Source organism: Campylobacter sp. RM16189, from assembly GCF_012978815.1.
Lineage (GTDB): Bacteria > Campylobacterota > Campylobacteria > Campylobacterales > Campylobacteraceae > Campylobacter_A.
Genome location: NZ_LIWR01000008.1, coordinates 62,159 through 78,494 on the forward strand (window position 1 = coordinate 62,159; position 16,336 = coordinate 78,494).

Here is a 16,336-nt window from a genome sequence, read left to right on the forward strand (position 1 = left end):
CTTAAACTCCAGCCTCAAGCTGCTGCATATACTCTTCAAATGTGCCTTTAAAATCCACTATCTCGCCATCTCCTTTAAGGTGGATAACGCGGTTTGCAAACGCATCAATGAGCTCCCTGTCGTGGCTTATGCAGATTACGTTGCCGTTAAATTTATAAAGCGCCTCGCCAAGAGCGATGATAGCCTCAAGGTCAAGGTGGTTGTTTGGTTCATCCAAGATCAGCAAATTTCCGCGGTCAAGCATGATCTTACTTAGCATTAGTCTGTGCTTTTCGCCTCCGCTTAGCGCGCTTACTGATTTTTCCTGCTCGGCACCGCTAAAGAGCATCCTGCCAAGACATTTTCTGATCTCATCTAGGTCTTTGTTTTTCTCATCTTGTAGCCACTCGTATAGCTTAAGTTCGCCTGAAATTTTATTTGTCGTATCTTGCGCAAAGTAGCTTGGCTCAATGGTTGCGCCTATGTGGATATCGCCGCTATCAGGCTTAACCTCGCCTATGATGATCCTACAAAGCGTGCTTTTGCCCACACCGTTTGCGCCTATGATAGCCACTTTATCGTTCTTTTCGAGCTTAAAGCTAAAATTTTCAAAAAGCGTTTTATCAAATTTCTTGCTTATGTTGCGAACTTCTAAAATCTCGTTTCCGATATCGCGCTTGGTGCGAAAGAGTATGCTCGGATCGCGTCTGCTTGAGACTTTTATCTCTTCGATATCAAGCTTGCTTAACTGCTTTTGACGGCTTGTAGCTTGGCGAGCTTTGCTTGCGTTTGCGCTAAATCTGGCGATAAATTTCTCAAGCTCCTCTTTTTCTTTGAGCTTCTTATCGCGCTCCATCTCATGCTGTTTTGCAACGAGAGTTGAAGCGATATACCAGTCGTCATAGTTACCCGTAAATTCGCGGATTCTCTTAAAATCCACATCTAAAATATGTGTGCAAACAGCGTTTATAAAGTGTCGGTCGTGGCTGATAACAACCATCGTGCCCTCGTGGCGATTTAGCTCGTTTTCAAGCCATTTTATGCTCTCGATATCAAGGTTGTTGGTTGGCTCATCTAAAAATAAAATATCAGGTTTTGGAAAGAGCACTTGAGCCAAAAGCACTTTAAATTTGTCAGAATTTTCAACTTCGCTCATAAGCTTATCGAAGTCGCTAAACCCAAGCGAGCTTAGGATTTTTTCTATCCTTGTTTCATACTCATAGCTTGGATCTTCTTCAGCCGTTATCATCTCTAAAACGCCTAAGCGCTCATTTATCTCATCAGTAAATTCCTCGCTCATATAAAGCTTTTCTTTCTCTTTAACCGCATCATAAAGGCGCTTGTTGCCGTATAAGACGGCATCTTTGATAGTGAAATTTTCAAACGCAAACTGATCTTGTCCGAGTGTGCCTACTCTTAGGCCGTTTTCGATGATGATGTCGCCTGAATTTGCCTCAAGTTCGCCTGATAAAATCTTTAAAAACGTTGATTTGCCGGCTCCGTTTGCACCGATGAGTCCGTATCTATTTTGGCGATTTAGCTTTAAATTTACATCTTCAAACAGAAGCTGCGCGTTAAATCTCATAACTAAATTTTTAATCTCAACCATTATCTTCCTTATATTTAAATTTTATGGATTTTGCCAAAAAGTCGTTTAAAATTGCTATAAACCAATAATTAACTTTACAAATTATTTTTTTGTAAATTTGTAACATAATGTAATTTTGTAACACATAGATACAAAGTTACATTATTGTATGGACATAATTATAATATTTTATGCTATAATCCTCGAAATTTATGTGTTGTAAAAAGTATAGACAATATAAATAAAGTATAATTTTGTCATTTATTTTTATAATATTAATAAAGTGTATAAATAAATTTTAGCAAGATGTAGTGTAATTTTTATATAAAATTAAGTCTTGCAAATTTGCTATATTTCTAACTTTTTATAATACATACTGTTCTTGGGATTTTTATAGCGGTCAAAAGTTATATTTATAGATAATAGATATTTTTTATAGTATTATTTATAAATATTTCTTTATTTGCTACTATAGAGATAAATCCTACAAATATATTGTTGAATTATTGTTTTTTATAAAATAATTGTTGTTTTATAGTTTTAGGTTGTGTGCTTATGTGCTATACGGAAATGGAGTTAAAAAATTAATGCAAATAGTAAGTTCTCTAGTCTAGTTTTTGTGGCAATAATATTTATATAATGAATGTTCAATATATTTTTTGATATACGGCAAAATCAAATATAAGATTGGAAGAATGAGTATTAATTTAGATAGGCTGTTAAATAATTCGGATATTAATCAAAGTTTTTATATTGCTCTAGTAGGACTTATAGTAGCTCATGCTTTATATTTGTTTATATTTTTGTTTATAGACAAAATAGACCTTGCGTGTATGAATATTGTTAGCATTAGTTTGTATGTATACGCTATATATATTATAAAAAAATATCAAAATGTAAAATTAACTCTCACTATTACACAAATAGAAATATTTTTGCACTCTTTTATATGTACTTTGAGTCTTGGTTGGAGTTATGGATTCCAAAATATCACACTTGCACTTGTGTCCATAGCGTTTTTTATAAATTTTAGTAATAAGTTTTTAAGTCATATTATTACTATTACTCAGGCGACTGCTTATTTATTTTTATATATATATTTTAAAGATCAAATTATAATTCAAAATTTTGAATCAGAAGCTATGTATATATTTAACTTTGCTTTAATTATCATTTCTTTAATATTTTTATCAAAATTATTAAAAATTCTTAATGCAATGGCTTATATAGATATTCTTGAAAAGCAAGAACGGCTACAGATAGCTGCAAACAAAGATCCTTTAACGGGACTTTACAATAGGCGTGGTTTTGAAAATACAGTGTGTGAAAAAATAATAAATTGTGATGGCGGTTCGAGTATAGTAGTTGGCGATTTGGACGATTTTAAAAGAATTAATGACGACTTTGGTCATATGGCCGGGGATGAAGTATTAAAAATAGTTTCAAATATTATAAAATCCAATATTAGAAAAGATGATTATGCCTGTAGATGGGGAGGCGAGGAGTTTTTGATCGCTCTTTTGAATACAGATTTTAAAAACTCGGAATTTGTTCTAAATCGTTTAAGGGAAAAAATACACAGATACAAATTTAAGTTTGATTTAATTGAAATCAGAACTTCTATAACTTTTGGATTTGTTTATGCAAGAATGACTCAACAAATTGATATAATACTGGCTATTCAAAAAGCCGATAAGCTACTTTATATGGGCAAAAGAAGCGGCAAGAACTGCGTAATAGGAGAGACTGTTGACATGAGCATGTTGAAACAAGAAGCAAACACTGCAAATATCTAAAATTCAAACAAAAAACATTATCTCTTCTTCTAAAATTTCAGGCTTTAACTTCGCTATTAATCCTTATGTAGGTTGCCCGCACGTTTGCATTTATTGTTATGCCGAATTTATGCAAAAGATGAGCGGACATACTGAAGCTTGGGGCGAATTTGTAGATGTTAAAGAGTTTGATGAAAAGTCTCTGGCGAAATTTCTAAGCAGCTATAAAGGCGAGCGAATTTTCATGAGCTCGGTTACGGATTGTTATAATCCGTTTGAAGCCAAATTTAAAAATACTCGCAAAATTTTAGAAATTCTTAGCGGCTCAAATGTAAATTTACAAATTCTAACCAAGTCAAAGCTGGTCTTGCGTGATACCGATCTTTTTAAAACTATGCCAAATTTAAAAGTAGGGCTTAGCTTTTCTACTCTTGATGAGAATTTGCGAGCCGTTTTTGAGCCAAGAGCAAGCAGGATTAATGAGCGTTTAGATGCGTTAAAGACGCTAAAAGAGCAGGGTATTAAGACGTTTTTATTTGTTGCTCCGATTTTTCCTGATATTGCGCCCGCTGTTAAATTTGCGCAGGACTACAGTGGTATAGCTGATGAGATAATATTTGACAGGCTGAATTTATATCCTGTTTTTAAAGATAAAATTTTAGCCTTCATAGGGCGAAATTTCCCACATCTTTTAAGCCTTTATAAGCAGATTTATCTTTTTAATGATAACTCTTACTATAGCGAGCTTGCGGCTAATTTAGAGGAGATTTTAAGCGAGCAAAAGGCAAACTACAAGATATGTTTTAAGGATTAAGATGAGTGCTGTTTTATTTAGGTTTTTGGCTCTGTTTTTTTGGAGTTTATCTGCTTGTTTTAGCACTTCTTTACTTTTTTCAGGAGCGACTTTTGTTCGTGCCAAGCAAGCTTGATGATGGGTTAAATTTGAATTTAACGCTAAATTTGAAGAGATAAATTTAAGCGTAGATGGTGCCGTGCTAAACGGGCTTCATTTTTATGCGAGCAAGCCAAAGGGCGTGGTTTTGTTTTTTCATGGCAATGCAGGCTCACTTAAAGGCTGGGGCAAATTTGGTGAGTTTTACACAAGACTCGGATATGATTTTTACGTTTTTGACTACAGAGGCTACGGCAAAAGTAGCGGCGAGATAAGAAACGAAACCCAGCTCATAAGTGACGCTCATGCGATGATGGCAAAAGTGCTTGAGGAGTTTAACGCAAAGGATATCACGCTTGTTGGCTACTCGCTTGGAAGCGGGCTTGCGGCAAATATCGCGAGCAAATTTAAAGTGCCTAAGTTGGTTTTGGTGGCGCCTTATTTTAAATTTGACGAGCTTGCCAGCTCAAAGGTGTTTTTCGTGCCAAAATTTATAGTGAAATATAAAATCCCAACCGTTTCGTTCATAAATGAGGCAAAAAATACGCAAATATCGATAATCCACGGCAAATTTGACGATCTTATAGAGATATCAAACTCTTTAAACTAGCCAAACATTTAAAGCCTGATGATAAATTTTACGAGATTGAAGCAGGGCATAACGACATACTTTATAACCACGAATTTGAGCAAAATTTAGAAGAAATTTTAAGCAGGTAGCCTTCTTTAACCCGCACAGCTTTAAGGCTAAGCGGGTTAAATAAATTTTAATGAAGCGCTTCGTTTAGCTTGATCGCGCGTTTGCTTGCACTTGCGGTGATCTGACCTGTTTGGCTGTTTTGGCGGAAGTGAAGTCCGTCAAGGCTTGCAAGCTCAAGACCTTTGTAAATTTCGCGATCAAATTTGAAATTTGGATTTATCTCGTTTAGCTTGGCTCGCTCGGCTTCGTTTATAAACACTTTTGTGCCCTCTAATATCGCGATTCCAGCATCAACTATGCACTTATCGCCAAGCGGAATTCCAGTGACCGAATTTGCACCAAGCAAGCAGTTTTTACCGATGCTTACAGGGTTGCCGTTTGTACCGCTTAGCACTCCAAGGATACTTGCGCCTCCACCCACGTCGCTTCCTTCGCCGACTACGACCGAGCTGCTTACGCGACCTTCTATCATAACAGAGCCCGTCGTACCAGCGTTAAAATTCACATACGCAGCACCCGGCATTACCGTTGTGCCCGGATGTATGGACGCACCTAGGCGAACCTTTGCGCTATCAAGGATTCTTGTATTGTCGCTTGGAATGATGTGGCTTAAGAAGCGTGGGAACTTATCTACACTTACGATCGCAGGGTATCCGCCGCTCATCTTTAGCCAAATTTCGTTTTTGCGTAGCCACTCAAGCTCGATAGGGATGTTTCGGCTCGTCCATGCTACGTTTGGTAGCACGCCAAAGGCTCCGTCAAGCACGAGGCTTCGAAGCGGAGCTTTGTTTAAAGAGAGTAGATAAAGCTTCAGATATACGATCTCGACACTCTTTGGCTTAGCATCTTCAAACATAAAAGCGATCTTAAATTTATCCTCGTTGTTTTCCAAATCCTCTTCAAAAGCGTGCTTTATCATGTGTAAAACTTGCACGTTTTTATGTTTTTCAAGCTCGTTTTCAAATACGCTAAAGAGTTTGCTCGCCTTCTTGGCTACCTTTGGAGTAAATTCGGCTATAAATTCGCTATCACTGAAATCAACCTCCACTCCGCATTTTTCTAGTGCGTAGATGAGCGCTGAGGCTGATAAAAAGCTCTCTTTGTAATTTACCAACGCATAGCTTGCTTGCAAAATTTTGTCTTTATTTAGCTGGCCTCTATCAACACGGGCGATAGCGAATGCAACTGGGTCTTTATAGCCTTTTTTAGCTCTAATTTTCTCGCAAAATTCTTTGAATTCATCGGCTGTTTTAAACTCTTTTGACATCGGTACTCCTTGTGAAATTATTTTTGTGAAGTTTAACGAAATATTGTTTAAGATGAAATTTTAGGTTAGCTTAAACCCTCAGATAGAGGATTTAAGCTTGTTTTTTACTTCGAGCAAGCGCTCTTGCCGTCCATTACAGGCTGGATTGATGAGTTATCGGCTCCGCCATCGTTATTTATATTTTCGATTATCTCCCAAAGGCGAGCCGCGGCTTTTTCGTAGCGTTTTGCAGTGACCGAATTTGGCTCATAAAAGCTTATCGGCTTTCCGCTATCGCCACCCACGCGCACGGCAGGCTCGATCGGCACTTCAGCGATAACTTCAGTCTTATACGCTTTTGCTATCTCTTCAGTCGTTCCTTTGCCAAATATATCATACTCTTTGCCACTTTCAGGACAGATAAATCCGCTCATATTTTCTACAACGCCGGCTATCGGTATATGAAGTTTTTCAAACATATCAAGCGCTCTTTTGCTATCATCAAGCGCTACAACTTGTGGAGTTGTTACGCAAATTCCCGCAGTTACTGGCACGCTTTGAGCTAGAGTTAGCTGTGCGTCACCAGTTCCTGGAGGCATATCTAAAAATAGCACGTCTAGCTCGCTCCAAATGACGTCTTTTAGCAGCTGTTCGATAGCTTTCATGATCATAGATCCGCGCCAGATAAGGCTCGTGCCCTCATCCATAAGCACGCCCATACTCATCATCTCAATACCGTGAGTTAAGATAGGCTTTAGCTTGTTTCCTATGACTTGCGGCTGAGCTCCTATTTCGCCAAGCATTCTAGGGATGTTTGGTCCGTAGATATCAGCATCAAGTACGCCAACTTTTTTGCCAAGTTTTGCCATGGAGATAGCTAAATTTAGCGTTGTGGTTGATTTACCCACGCCACCTTTTCCACTGCTTACCATGACGAAATTTTTGATCTGAGGAGCGATATTTTTACCGCTTTGGCTGTTGCTCTTTTCGTCCGGAATTTTTGGCTGGATGATGTTGATAACCGCTTCATTTGAGCCAAGAACCCTTGCGATATCGACTTTTAGCTCTTTTGCTATGTCCGGATTTGAGCTTACGATCTCAACTTCGACTAAAATTTTATCGCCGATTTCTACGTTTTTGACAAATCCAAAACTCACGATATCCTTGTCAAATCCGGGATAAATAACCCCTTTTAATCTCTCGATAACTTGTTCTTTACTTAACATCTGTCTCCTTTATAATATTTCTTGAAATTTTATAGGCGCAAAATTTTGGCCCGCACATAGAACAAAACTCAGCCTCTTTAAAGACATCCTGCGGTAAGCTCTCATCGTGTAGCTCTCGCGCTTTATCAGGGTCAAGTGCCAGTTCAAACTGCTTGTTCCAGTCAAAGTTATATCTAGCGTTGCTCATCGCATGGTCGCGCTCTATCGCGCCTTTTCGTCCGCGAGCCACGTCTGCTGCGTGTGCTGCGATCTTATGAGCGATGATGCCGTCTCTTACGTCTGCTGCGTTTGGCAAGCCTAAATGCTCTTTAGGCGTTACGTAGCATAGCATGCTAGCTCCGTGATACGCTGCAAGCGTTCCGCCGATAGCCGATGTGATGTGATCATACCCAGCACCGATATCGGTAACTAGTGGCCCAAGCACGTAAAACGGCGCATTGTGACAAAGCTCCTGTTCTATTTTCATATTATACTCAATTTCGTTTAAAGGTATATGACCGGGACCTTCAACCATGACCTGCACGTTTTTCTCCCATGCTCTAAGCGTTAGCTCGCCAAGCACTTTTAGTTCGCTTAGTTGCGCTTCATCAGTGGCGTCGTATAAACATCCCGGGCGCAGACTATCTCCAAGCGAGAGTGCTACGTCGTATTTAGCGCAGATATCGCAAATTTCATCAAACGCTTCGTAGAATGGATTTTCTCTGTGATAGTGCATCATCCAGCTTGCCATTAGGCTTCCGCCGCGACTTACTATACCCATCTTGCGTTTTGCGATTAGCGGCATAAATTTGAGCAAAAATCCAGCATGTATCGTAAAGTAACTCACTCCTTGCTGGGCTTGCTTTTCTATCACTTTTAGCATGGTGTCAATGTCTAAATTTTCGATTTTACCCACATCGTGGATGATCTGATACATAGGCACCGTTCCTACAGGCACGGTTGATTTAGCTATGATAGCTCTTCTTATGGCATCCAGATCGCCGCCGGTTGAGAGATCCATAACGGTATCTGCGCCGTATTTTAGGCAAATTTCAAGCTTTTCTATCTCGCCATCGATATTGCTTGCTAGGCTTGAGTTGCCGATGTTGGCGTTTACTTTTGTTTTGGATTCTATTCCTATTGCCATCGGGATTAAGTTTGTGTGGTTTATGTTAGCAGGTATGATCATACTGCCTTTTGCTACTTCTTTACACACTAGCTCGGCGCTTAAATTTTCGACTTTGGCTACGTACTCCATCTCTTTTGTTATTATCCCGCGTTTAGCATAATACATCTGTGTCGGTGTTTTGTCGTTCAAACGCTCTTTTATCCAATCTTTTCTCATCAGGGATACTCCTAAATAAAATAGAAATAATACTACTCAAAAAAAGATAAAAAAAAGCTTTTTGAGTGTATAATATCGTAACACTTTTTATAAAAAGGATAAAAATTGTTTGATATATCCCTTGTGATGCTTGGAGCCGGGAATTCAACCAGGTTTGAAATGCCGGTAAAAAAGCAGTGGTTGCGCATAGGAGACGAACCGCTCTGGCTCTTTGCGACTAAAAATTTAAGCTCGCATTATCCGTTTAAAGAGATAATCATAGCTAGCAACGAAGAAGCTTACATGAGTAAATTTGCGCCACATTATCGCTTTGTGCGTGGTGGGGTTACACGTCAGGAGAGTTTGCGAAACGCTCTTAGCGAAGTTAGCAGCGAATTTGTGTTAGTTAGTGACATCGCTCGCCCCTGTATAAGTGCAAATTTGCTTTCAAAGATAATCGAAGGGCTAAACAACGCCGACTGCGTCGTACCTGTGCTTAAGGTCGCAGATACTGTTTATTTTGAAGATGGCATTATCGATAGAGACAGAGTTAAACTCGTGCAAACTCCTCAACTTTCGCGTACAGCTTTGCTTAAAAAGGCTATAGAGGGAGATCAAATTTACACCGATGATAGCTCTGCCATGAGAGCTGCAGGAGCTAAAATTTGGTATGTGCTGGGCGAAGAGAGCGCTAGAAAAATCACTTTTAAAGAGGACTTAGCCAAAATTCCTTGCTTAAAAGCGCCAAAAAACGAGATTTATTTTGGCAACGGCTTTGATGTGCATGCCTTTGAAGAGGGAAATTTCGTAACAATTTGCGGAGAAAAAGTTCCGCATAAATTTAAGTTTAAGGCTCACTCAGACGGCGATGTAGCAACTCACGCTTTGATAGATGCCATTTTGGGAGCCGCATCTTTAGGCGATATAGGCGAGCTATTTCCAGATACCGATGATAAGTACAAAGGGGCTGATTCGATAGGGCTTTTAAAGCAGGCTTATAGGCTTGTTCAAAGTGTCGGATTTGAGCTTGTAAATGCCGACATAACTATCATGGCGCAAGCTCCAAAACTTAGCGCCTTTAAGCTTAAAATGGCTCAAAATATTGCAGAGGCGCTAAATATAAGCGCAAGCAGGATAAACGTAAAGGCTACAACTACGGAGAAATTGGGATTTGTCGGGCGCGGCGAGGGCATAGCCGCAAGCGTAACGGCAAGTCTTAGATATTATGATTGGACACAGATATGAGAGTTTTAATAGTAGAAAATGAAATTTACTTAGCTCAGAGCATGGCAACCAAGCTTGGAGATCTGGGTTATGAGTGCGAGATAGCAAGGACGGTTAAAGAGGGTCTTAAGGATGAATACTTCGATGTGGTGCTACTTTCTGCGACATTGCCGGGAGAGGATTTTTATAAAATCATTCATAAATTTAAAAACTCTATCATCATCTTGCTCATCACTTATATCAGCAATGATACGGTTTCAAATCCGATAAAAGCGGGCGTAAGCGACTATATCCAAAAGCCGTTTATGATAGAAGAGCTTGTGCGAAAGATTAGGCATTTTGAAGAGTTTAAGAGACTTCAAAGCTTCATAAGGACATATCAGGACTATCTAAACTACCATTTCAAAGCGGTTTCTAACCTAAATTTTGATTTTAGGAGATTTAAATTGCCCATGCTTATAAAATGTAATAAGATAATAAATGCCGATAATTTCGTATTCGAATATGCAAAGGCTCTAAATTTATCCTTTAAATTTATCCCGCTTGATCAAAATATTGATTTTGAAACGATATCCAAAGATAACCCAAGATCGCTTTTGTATTTTTCAAATTTTCAAATGTTAAGAAGCGAAGATAAAAACAAAATTTATAATCTTGCAATGAAACGAAAGCTCATCATTAGCTCGACAAATCCGAACGAGACTGCAAATTTTGAAATTTTAAACATTACGACAGACGAGAAAAATTTCCAGATAGACGAAATTCTCACAATTGACGATTATATAAAACATATTATCATTAATTATCAAGAGAACTATCCTGACACCGAGCTTAGCAAAAAACTTGGAATTTCACGAAAATCGCTTTGGGAAAAGAGAAAGAGATATGATGTCGTCAAGAAAAAATAATACGATTTTAATAAACCATGAGGCATATGGCGCGCTTGAGCTTATACGAAACCAAATTTTTAGCAAATTTAACCGCTTGATGAACGAAAAAGAGGCTAATGAGGTCTATGAGACAGGATTTTTAAACAACGAACCGATGCCTTACAGTTTTATATTCGCACCATTTGGAAAGCGAAATCAGGAGTGTTTAAGAGGCGCAAATAGTGGCGATAAGATCGAGCTTATAAAAGATAATAAAATTGTAGGACATATTATTGTTGATACCATATTTAAATTCGATCAAAAAAATAGGATTAATAATATATTTCATGCAAATGAAATGATTCAAAATGAAGTCAATCAAAGCGGCGAACTCGCTATTAGCGGTGAGGTTGAAATTTATAGCTCTACTTTTAGTGATGTAAAAAAGCAGATAAAGAGGATAAAAGAGGAGTCAAACGCACAAAAAATTACAGCGATAATGCTGACTGCGGAACCGTTTAACAGAGCTCATGAGAGGCTTATTAGGATGACTATAGATAAGGCCGATTTAGTGCTACTGTTTCTGCTTAAAAGTTATAGTAGTGATTGGCAGCTTAAATTTGATCTTAAAAGGCGGGTAATGGAGTATTTTGCTCAAAACTATCTGCCTAGAAATCGTCTTGTAATAGTACCTTTTGAAAACTCAAATCTATTTAGCGCGCATATGAATCCGACACTTGAGTGTATCGCCGCAAATAGCCTTGGCGCAGATAAACTTGTAGTAGGGCAAAACCACGCCGGAATAGGGATGTTTTATGATCATAACGTGGTTCATACCGTACTTGAGCGATATAAGAAAATTTTAAAACTTGAGATAGTAATTTTGCCAGAGCTTGTATATTGCAATGAGTGCAGAACAATAGTAAGCACTAAAACTTGCCCGCACGGTCAGCATCACCATATAAAATATCATGCGAGCACCTTAAAATCTCTTTTAAATGAGGGAATTTTACCTCCTGCGATCTTGATGAGACGCGATATATCTTCAATGATTTTGAGTGAGCTCTTTCCGAATCGATTCAAAAATCTTCAAAAATTATATGACGATTTATTTCCTAGTAACGGGCTTTTGGAGAAACACACAGAGCGCGAATTTTATGAAGAGCTGATGCAGCTGTATCAGACTATGTCACTTACTTAGTAAAAGGAAAATTATGCAAAAAGTTTTTTTGACTTTTTTTTATACCGGACTTAGTCCGAAGGCTCCGGGAACTGTAGCTAGTCTGGTAGCCGCAGTATTTGCCTATCTTATACTTATATTTTTATCCGATCAGACGCTTTTTCTTGCTTCTATTTTGATTTTTGCAGCAAGTATAAACGTAATAAACGACTACGAGGCAAAAACCGGTGTACACGATGATAAAAGCATAGTCATAGATGAGGTTGCTGGTGTTTGGCTTGCAATTTCAATGAGCTCTGCTTCATGGCTTAGCTTTATATTATCTGTTCTGTTTTTTAGGATTTTTGATATTGTTAAGCCTTCTATTATCGGCAGAGTCGATAGAGATGTGAGAGGCGGGCTTGGAGTGATGGGTGATGATATGCTAGCGGGCTTTTTCGCAGGCCTTTTAAGTGCTATGTGCTATGGAGCTTTGATTAAGCTTGAAATAGGAACAGATTGGCTGATTTCTATTAGATAGATTTAAAAAGGCGAAATTGATATTACTTTTTTCGCCTTAATCTTCCCTCTTCTTCATATATTTCAATCTCTCTTGCATATTCTGGATTTTTCTTTTTAATCTCGTTGCTCATGAACGCTATTAGTTTAGCATCGGCATTCTTGTGGCTTGCCATTATAAGTATGAATTTAAGATAACTTTTTGCAAGATCTGGTAATTGCCCATTGTTTTTAGGTGGTATACTAAATTGATCTGTGAAAATTTTAAGGGCGCTAAATAGTTCGTTTTTAGTTGACTTTGGATTAGATATGATCCCTAAAAGCTGATTAAAGGTGACATCTTCATCGGCTTTTAGGGATTTTGTATTCTTTTTTTGTGGTTCTTGATTTTTGTTTTTGGATTTAAAGAGTAGTAGCAGAACGCCTACAAAGACTAATACTGCTACCAAAATTATTGCAATAAATAGAGATTTTTCACCCATTCTATAGCTTTGCCATTTTTTCAGGTCTTCTAAAATATGCCAGAATTGACACTACAAACATTACCACTACACTCATCCATACGAAGTCAGGCACAGGCACCGGATCTCCTGCGGCATATGAGTGCATACCGCTTAAGTAGAAGTTTACGCCAAAATATGTCATGATAATAGACCAGTAAGCAAACATGGATGTAACCGCAAATGCATATTGGTTATTTAGCTTCGGAATAAATCTTATATGTAATACTGCGGCATATATTAGTATAGAAACCAAGGCCCAAGTTTCTTTGGAGTCCCAGCCCCAATATCTTCCCCAGCTCTCATTTGCCCAAACACCGCCCAAGAAGTTACCAAGAGTAAGAAGGCTAAGTCCTAAAATCATAGCCATTTCATTAATTCGAGTAGCTTCTAGGATATTTCTTGACATCTCTTTATGTTCTTGTTTGCCTTGTAGAATAAATAGCACAAGTACAAACATACCAAGAAGAGAACAAAGCCCTAAGAAACCATAGCTGGCGGTAATAACTGAAACGTGGATTGTAAGCCAATACGACTGAAGAACAGGAACCAGCGTTGTGATCTGCGGATCCATCCAGCTAAGATGTGCTACAAAAAGAGTTATGCCTGCGAGTATTGAAGTAAGCGCCATTGAAATAGGACTTCTATTTGAAAATACTATACCAGAGAGGCCAAGAGCCCAAGCTATATATATCATAGATTCATACGCATTACTCCAAGGCGCGTGTCCTGAGATGTACCAACGCAATGCAAGTCCTGCAGTGTGGGCTAAAAACGCTAAGATGTTTACAGAATATACGATTTTAAACATCCAATTTATATTTAATCTTGGTTTAGCCATTTTAATAAATACAAAACATAATAGTCCGAATCCTGCAAATAGATATATAGGTATTAATGATTGAAAAATCTTATATTTGTTAAATAAAATTTCCATACCTATACGCTCTTTGCTTGGCATTACAGCCTTGCCGTGCTCCTCTTGATAGGTTTTAATCTCTGCTAAAACCCTATTTGGAACGCTCCAATTTCCACTATTTAATGCATCGCTTACTCCCGAGAAGTATTCTTGTAGTATTCTGCTAATAGGCTCGCGCTCCTCTTTAGGAAAATACATCATAGCACTTGCAGGAGCATACCATGTATGGTTAGGATCGTCTATTTTTGGAAACATTGTAAAAATTTCGCCTACAAATACCATATAAAGGATGTTTAAGCGCTCATCTACTTTTTGCACGTCTTTATCAAAGGTTCCACGCTCTGCAGGACGTTTACGGCTTGCAGATTCTGCGTATTTGGTTAGTTTATAAGAGCTTCTTGTGGTATTGCGGTCATATTCGAAAAAATCATTAAATTTGGCATATTTTGCGTTTTCGTCTATTCCTATTATCTTTTTTAGTTCTTTATTGTGAACCGCTATTATAGGCATCTCTCTCCAGTAAGGAGCATCTATCATCATAGATAGTGCAATTTGGTTTGCGTTTGCTTCGTTTATTATATCTTTTTTGTAGACTTTATTTAAAATTTCTCTTGCTACAGTATCAAAAGGCTTCATACGCCCATCGGCACTCTGAACCACTACGGTTGATAATTCTTTTGCGTGGTTTTCATCTATTTTAATAGCAACATTCATAGCATTTGCTTTTGGAGCTACAAAAATACATGCGAAAGCCAGAATACATGCTTTAGCTGTATTTTTGATTGCATCTTCATTTATATATTTTGCCAATTTTCTAAATCTACTATGAGGATTTACTACGTTAAAAAATAGTCCAAGACCGAGTAAGAAGTATCCTATATAAGTTGGAATTTTGCCTGGGTCTCTATTGACAGATAGGATTGTGCCACGCTCATCTTTATCATAAGAGCTTTGGAAAAATCTATATCCTGCGTGATCAAGAACATGGTTCATATAAATTCTATAATCATAATCTCCTGTTTGAGGATCTTTTACTACAACCTCACTTGCGTAGCTCATAGGGGAATTTGAGCCAGGATATCGCTTGAGCTCAAAATCTTTAAGGTGTAGAGAAAACGGAAGAATTATCTCTCTAGCTCCCCAAGATGCTGTAAATTCTTGACCTCCGATAGTTTGAACAACAGGCATAACATAGTTTTCGTAAAGTACAATCTCTTTGCTCTCTCCATTGAAGCTTAAATCAGCAACCAAAGCGTCAAATTGTCCGCCTTTACTTACAAGTCTTCTTTGAGCCTTTTTAAGGATATTTTTAGGAGCGAAATTTATATCTCCTATGGTATATAATTGCATAGGAAGAAATTCTGTAGGTTTTTTAGCCTCATATTCTCCTTTTTCGTTAGTTGCCATTATGAAGTAGCCTACATTATGATTTGAAGTCATTGTAAAATTGCCATCTTTATACTCGAATTTAACAAATCTTTCCAGTGTAGGATCGGCATTAAAGGCAAAGCTTACCCCGCCAAGCTCTCTGACGTCTCCCGGTTTGAGCCCTACATCTTCACGGTTTTGACTATCAGATACCACAATCTCTATAAGAGGATCTCCGCTATTGGCCGCATAGTATTCAAATTCTGCATTTTTATAGAATGCTTTATATTTTAGATTGGCTTTTTGTCCGCCTACATCCAGATCTATGTTAAATTCATGAGGGGTTACGGCATTTATCTGCTTGGGAATGGAAACTTTATACTCTTTTCCATCTTTTTGAGTCTTCATCTCAAGCCTTGAACCCATCTCATACATCCTATCTTGAGTTGTGTTTTCTCTAATATGCATATTTGCTTCAAATCCTAGATATCTAGTCATGGCAGAGCCAAGCAGCATAAATAAAAAGCTTAGATGAAATATAAAAACAGGCAGTTTTTTCATATCCATAAGTTTATATTTATAAATATTGTATGCCAAATTTATACCCAAAAGCAACTGAATAAGCGCAAACCATGTAGCCCCGTATATTAAAGCCCAGGCGCTTTTTGTATCATAAACGGTTTCTACTATAGTGGCAATACCGCTTGCAATAGCGAATATTAGTAACAAAACTATAGCCGACGTCATACTTAAAAACAGAGATTTAATGCCTCTCATTAGAATCCTTTTAATTTTAGCTGCGCAAAATTATAGCAATATTTTTTTAAATATTTGTTACTATATAATAAATTTCTAATTACTGGAATAATCGTTAGTATAATAAATATCTAGCAAAAGGATACTTTAAAGTTATTTGTTTTGGTTTAAAATATTCTTATTTTACTAATTTATAATATTTGTTATTATTTCTTGGCTCAAAATATAAAAAATAATTCAAATAGAGCAATTCAGTCAAAAAGTATAGCAAATCTTTTATTTATTTATAATTATAAATATAATATTTATTACT

Annotated in this window: 14 protein-coding genes; 8 read left to right on the plus strand and 6 right to left on the minus strand. The window is 37.6% G+C overall.

The annotated features are described in order from the left end of the window. Position 1: 1 nt before the first annotated feature. Positions 2-1,588, minus strand: coding sequence for an ABC-F family ATP-binding cassette domain-containing protein (locus CDOM16189_RS07055; protein WP_170000889.1), 1,587 nt, complete (start codon positions 1,586-1,588; stop codon positions 2-4). A gap of 674 nt (positions 1,589-2,262) precedes the next feature. On the opposite strand from CDOM16189_RS07055, the gene CDOM16189_RS07060 reads away from it, so the two are divergent. The 4 genes from CDOM16189_RS07060 to CDOM16189_RS09900 are packed head-to-tail and all read left to right on the plus strand — an operon-like array spanning position 2,263 to position 4,844. Beyond that, the gene (locus CDOM16189_RS07060) at positions 2,263-3,363 is read left to right on the plus strand and encodes a GGDEF domain-containing protein (RefSeq protein ID WP_169973211.1); all 1,101 of its coding nucleotides are present in this window, start codon (positions 2,263-2,265) and stop codon (positions 3,361-3,363) included. Between the two features lie 34 nt (positions 3,364-3,397). Next, entirely contained in the window at positions 3,398-4,156 is a 759-nt protein-coding gene (locus CDOM16189_RS07065; protein WP_349304344.1) for a radical SAM protein, read from the plus strand. Positions 4,157-4,161: 5 nt separating this feature from the next. Then, positions 4,162-4,314 (plus strand): hypothetical protein, encoded by a 153-nt coding sequence (locus CDOM16189_RS09895; protein ID WP_249321617.1) that lies wholly within the window; start codon positions 4,162-4,164, stop codon positions 4,312-4,314. Positions 4,315-4,334: 20 nt separating this feature from the next. Beyond that, on the plus strand, positions 4,335-4,844 hold the full coding sequence (locus tag CDOM16189_RS09900) for an alpha/beta hydrolase (RefSeq protein WP_349304342.1): 510 nt from the start codon (positions 4,335-4,337) through the stop codon (positions 4,842-4,844). A 157-nt stretch (positions 4,845-5,001) separates the two neighbouring features. Here the strand turns inward: CDOM16189_RS09900 and CDOM16189_RS07075 are convergent, their stop codons facing one another. The 3 genes from CDOM16189_RS07075 to thiC form a co-directional block, all read right to left on the minus strand. After that, on the minus strand, positions 5,002-6,201 hold the full coding sequence (locus tag CDOM16189_RS07075; protein WP_170000890.1) for a 2,3,4,5-tetrahydropyridine-2,6-carboxylate N-succinyltransferase: 1,200 nt from the start codon (positions 6,199-6,201) through the stop codon (positions 5,002-5,004). 104 nt (positions 6,202-6,305) lie between these two features. Next, positions 6,306-7,406 (minus strand): Mrp/NBP35 family ATP-binding protein, encoded by a 1,101-nt coding sequence (locus CDOM16189_RS07080; RefSeq protein ID WP_170000891.1) that lies wholly within the window; start codon positions 7,404-7,406, stop codon positions 6,306-6,308. Continuing rightward, positions 7,396-8,730 (minus strand): phosphomethylpyrimidine synthase ThiC, encoded by a 1,335-nt coding sequence (gene thiC / locus CDOM16189_RS07085; protein WP_170000892.1) that lies wholly within the window; start codon positions 8,728-8,730, stop codon positions 7,396-7,398. Before thiC ends, CDOM16189_RS07080 begins: the two co-directional genes overlap by 11 nt. Before the next feature lie 105 nt (positions 8,731-8,835). Between thiC and CDOM16189_RS07090 the strand changes: the two genes are divergently transcribed. The 4 genes from CDOM16189_RS07090 to CDOM16189_RS07105 are packed head-to-tail and all read left to right on the plus strand — an operon-like array spanning position 8,836 to position 12,502. Continuing rightward, entirely contained in the window at positions 8,836-9,954 is a 1,119-nt protein-coding gene (locus tag CDOM16189_RS07090) for a bifunctional 2-C-methyl-D-erythritol 4-phosphate cytidylyltransferase/2-C-methyl-D-erythritol 2,4-cyclodiphosphate synthase (RefSeq protein WP_249321620.1), read from the plus strand. Next, the gene (locus CDOM16189_RS07095; protein ID WP_169973221.1) at positions 9,951-10,841 is read left to right on the plus strand and encodes a response regulator; all 891 of its coding nucleotides are present in this window, start codon (positions 9,951-9,953) and stop codon (positions 10,839-10,841) included. Before CDOM16189_RS07090 ends, CDOM16189_RS07095 begins: the two co-directional genes overlap by 4 nt. Continuing rightward, positions 10,819-12,003 (plus strand): sulfate adenylyltransferase, encoded by a 1,185-nt coding sequence (locus CDOM16189_RS07100; protein ID WP_170000893.1) that lies wholly within the window; start codon positions 10,819-10,821, stop codon positions 12,001-12,003. The genes CDOM16189_RS07095 and CDOM16189_RS07100 overlap by 23 nt, the downstream gene beginning before the upstream one ends. A 13-nt stretch (positions 12,004-12,016) precedes the next feature. Continuing rightward, positions 12,017-12,502, plus strand: a complete 486-nt coding sequence (locus tag CDOM16189_RS07105; protein WP_170000894.1) for a phosphatidylglycerophosphatase A family protein — start codon at positions 12,017-12,019, stop codon at positions 12,500-12,502. Between the two features lie 22 nt (positions 12,503-12,524). On the opposite strand, the gene CDOM16189_RS07110 is transcribed toward CDOM16189_RS07105, so the two are convergent. Then, positions 12,525-12,962: a fatty-acid--CoA ligase gene (locus tag CDOM16189_RS07110; protein WP_211436606.1), complete on the minus strand. Its 438-nt coding sequence runs from the start codon at positions 12,960-12,962 to the stop codon at positions 12,525-12,527. Between the two features lies 1 nt (position 12,963). Next, a complete protein-coding gene (locus CDOM16189_RS07115; RefSeq protein ID WP_170000895.1) occupies positions 12,964-16,044 on the minus strand; it encodes a cytochrome c biogenesis protein CcsA in 3,081 nt (1,026 codons plus the stop codon). Positions 16,045-16,336: the final 292 nt, after the last annotated feature.